Here is a 4108-nt window from a genome sequence, read left to right as displayed (position 1 = left end):
ATGCATAAAAAATTATTTATATTTTCGTTATTCGTGAACACCATGTTTTCTGGAATTTCTTTTGCAATGGACAATAATGGGGGTGATCCATCTGACAGTAATAACAATGGAATGTTGCGAAAAAGAGAACGCGCTGCAGATACAACAATTATAGAAGCGCCTGCCAGCAAGAAAATACAAACCGAAAACACACTAATTTTGGATAATATGAATGCGAATCATTCCGCCCTAAGTTTGCTTGATGCAAACATTCGTGAATTCATTACAACATTCCAATCGCTTAGATTTGATTCTGATTGCGATGATTCTGAAAAAAAATCATTCATCAAAAAAATATTAAAAAAAGATAACCCCCTTTTGATTCTTCAAATAGTAAAAAAAATTATAGACATCCGAATAACATCCATAGATTTGAGTGATGATGAAAACTGTTGGAACGACTTAATTGCTGCGTTAAATACACTAGATTCAAAAAATTATAATGATATCATTGAAATCAGTAAATTGTTTGACACAACACCAAATCCTTGGGATTCATACTCCTATGTCGAATTAATAAAAATATATAATTTACTAAAAAATAAATTTCAAAATGCTAAAACTACCTTTAAGATCTTAACGGAAATAAAAAAAGCTATCCGTTTAAGCCCACTTCCTTACTCCTACAAAATTATCGTTAAAGCACTTTTAAACACACAAAAAGATATATCTTCTGAAATTGAAATAATCAATCAATTTAGCAATTCTCCTTGTTATAACATTAAACTTTTTGATCATTTTATAGAAATTCTTAAATCAAAATATCGCAGCGATGATTTTAAAACTAAGGGCTTTCAAAACATTATTAATCCGTTATATGTCAACACAATCAATGAATTGGTTAATATTTCAAAAGAAAGAGACATTAAATCTATAAATGATATTATATACACTTCACAAGAAGTAGATGTTGATTCAAAAAATTTCTTTTTCTTTATGAATTTTCTAAAACAATTACATCCATTAAAATTTGACAAAATTATCAATCGTACTAAAGAATTAGCTACAGATTTATTAAATCAATACGAAGAAATCACCATTAAAGACAAACCATATAGACCCAAAGGATTACCTGCAGAAAAATATAATTTATTCCTTCCATATCAAAGACTTATAAACATACTCAACCGAATTGATCCAACTTATTACAATCAATTTGATATTGAACTTTTGATGTACGTCTATCACCTTGCCCAGGGTAAAGATTGGGATTCCAACGCTTTAACAAACGCACTTACTACACTTAAAAAGATTAAAGGAGGCAGAAAATACTTAGTTAGCGGCTACTGGTACATGAGTTTTAATGAATCAAAAAGGGATTTTAAAAAAATAATGGATTACACCAACCTAATTACAGATGGAAAAAACTTTAATGCTTCAGACTATATTAAGATATTAAAAACATCAATAAAATTAATTAACCTTGGTTTTATTTCTATAAACGAATTATGTTTATTTAAAAATATAAAAAATATTAATGATTATTTGAATTCTTCAAATGCTACAGATTTATGTAGGCTGATAAAATTATTAAGTATAATAAGAAAAGAAGAAAGAAGTAATGTTTTTACAGAAAAAAAATTATTATTACATCTCGGTAATATAGATAATATAAAAAAATTAAAATATGTTAAATATATTAATCTACTTACTTCGTTAGATTGTGTTAACATTATCAGCACTTATCTTACATCTTTCCCTGAGACAATGGGAGATTTAATTAATCTAGAAGAACTTAAGTTCACCGACAGCCAAATTACATTTTTACCTGAGACAATCGGTAGTTTAACTAAGTTAAAAGAGCTTAACCTCTACAAGAACAAACTTACTTCTTTGCCTGAGGCATTCGGTAATTTAACTAAGCTCGTAAAGCTTGATCTATCCCAGAACAAACTGACTTCTTTGCCTGAGATAATCTGTAATTTAACTGAGTTAGAAAAGCTTAACCTCTACAATAACAAACTTACTTCTTTGCATGAGAAAATTGGTAATTTAACTAACTTAGAAGATCTTAAATTCCCCCTGAACAGTCTTACTTCTTTGCCTGGGGCAATTGGTAATTTAACTAAGTTAATAAAGCTTCACCTCGGCTGGAACAACCTTACTTCTTTGCCTGAGACATTCGGTAATTTAACTAAATTAAAAGATCTTGAACTCTGCAGCAACAACCTTACTTCTTTACCTGCAACAATCGGTAGTTTAATCAATATACAAAATCTTAACCTAACCATGAATGCTTTAACTACTATCCCCGCCAGTATAACTAATTTAACCAACTTAACTGTATTAGATCTCACCGGTAATCCCTATCTTCTTCCCCAAAGCGACAATCCTTTAGAATGGGGCAAAGACGAATTGAGGGCTCGTTTCGGTGATCTAGTCATATTTGATGATGCCTCCTTAAAGTCTATGCCCAACGAAACAAACGCAATAGATGTATATTCAGCTTTAGACAAAAAACCTTTGCGCATCAATCGCAACGTTTTTGCAACCAATAAATTACCTGAAATTAACGTGAATAAGGTCTTTAACGGTCATGAAATGCTTGATGTGTTAGAACAAATTATGGCGGATCTTAACTTTTACGATGAGGCAAAACCAGGCTATCTTTCTTACGAAATGCTTGCCAGTGATTTTGCAAGTGATGCCAAAAATCAAAATCTTTCAAATCTTGATAAAGTGTTTCAATATCTTATGCCGCGTTTAACAGGCTATATCAGGGCTCTTTATAAATTACCGTTGATAGGGAATGATGTTAAACCATGGAAAATGTATAAATCTCAAATTCCTGAAACCCAAAAAGCACTAACTTTTATTATGGATCGCATCAATCATACCATTGATCCAGACGCCAAGATGTTATTGTTTAACTTACTGGTAAACGGTCTTTTGCACTGCCCCACAGGCCAAGCAGAAGGTATCAATTCTGTGGCTTATGCACTATCAGAAAATGGATATCAAACAAATAATTTTAAGGACAATTTAAAACGCTTCTTAGCTGTTAAGAAAAATGCACATTTTACAACGGCTATTTTGGCAAAAGCTGCCAACAATTCACAAAACGTTCACTTAATAAGCGCTTATCGCGATCAATTAAAAGATGAATTGGGCTTAAATGCTGCCATCACTTCTTATCAAGAACGTATGGGCACTATGGGGCAAGATCCTTTTGCGGAGAATAAATGGAATGTCGTTCAAACGTTTTACGGTCTTGTAAGCCCCGACCGTCTTATTGATTGGGTCATGCAAGCATCTGAAACAATTGAAGATGCTCAAGATTTTAAAGATGAACGAGCAATTGGATTGAAGAAATTATCGCCTGTTGATCTTGAAAAGGAAATACTTCGTTTAAGGGCTAAAACACGGCAAAACAGACAATTCCGTCCATTTACAGCGGGTTCGATCGCTGAATATTTATACAGCGAAAAACTTATATCTGACGATGAAAATGATACAAATTGGCAAAAATATTTTACAGCCAATCCTTTAGATACAGATGGTGCGCCTGCAATCTTAACCCGTGATGGTGCTAAAGCCATCCTGATTCATGAGGGTTTTTTAATCGATGATTCCGTAAAAGATGAAATGATTGTTGATAATACAAGCAATAATTTTAATAATTGGAATTCGATTGATGATTAATCAGTGCGGTCAACGCATTATAATTTGAGACTCAAAAAGCAGCGCGAAATTTTGTTTAATTTTCGGTAGGCAAGGGTTGTATCTCTCTCAAACTATAATGCGTCTTCCATACGGCTTTTTTTAAACCTTAGATATAAATTCAGCTATTCATTACAACAAATGCTTTATTATACTTTAACACTAAATCATCATTTAATAAAAATAAGTAAATATTATTGACATAATAAGAATAAAAATGATAGAATTTACCATTAAATTAAAGTTTTTTATTGTTGAGGAAAAATAGATGCATAAAAAATTATTTATATTTTCGTTATTCGTGAACACCATGTTTTCTGGAATTTCTTTTGCAATGGACAATAATGGGGGTGATCCATCTGACAGTAATAACAATGGAATGTTGCGAAAAAGAGAACGCGCTGCAGAT

Annotated in this window: 1 protein-coding gene; it reads left to right on the top strand. The window is 31.7% G+C overall.

The window, feature by feature from the left end; genetic code table 11:
- Positions 1-42 precede the first annotated feature (42 nt).
- On the top strand, positions 43-3681 hold the full coding sequence (locus Q8L85_00700) for a leucine-rich repeat domain-containing protein (GenBank protein MDP1723206.1): 3639 nt from the start codon (positions 43-45) through the stop codon (positions 3679-3681).
- Positions 3682-4108: the final 427 nt, after the last annotated feature.

The organism is Alphaproteobacteria bacterium (genome assembly GCA_030680745.1).
Taxonomy (GTDB): Bacteria; Pseudomonadota; Alphaproteobacteria; order JAUXUR01; family JAUXUR01; genus JAUXUR01.
Note: the sequence above shows the minus strand (reverse complement) of the source record. Positions and strands in the feature narration are given on the sequence as shown.

Coding starts and splice junctions, on each gene's coding strand:
- Q8L85_00700 (MDP1723206.1), top strand. CDS start 43: ATGTTTTCTGGAATTTCTTTTGCAATGGACAATAATGGGGGTGATCCA.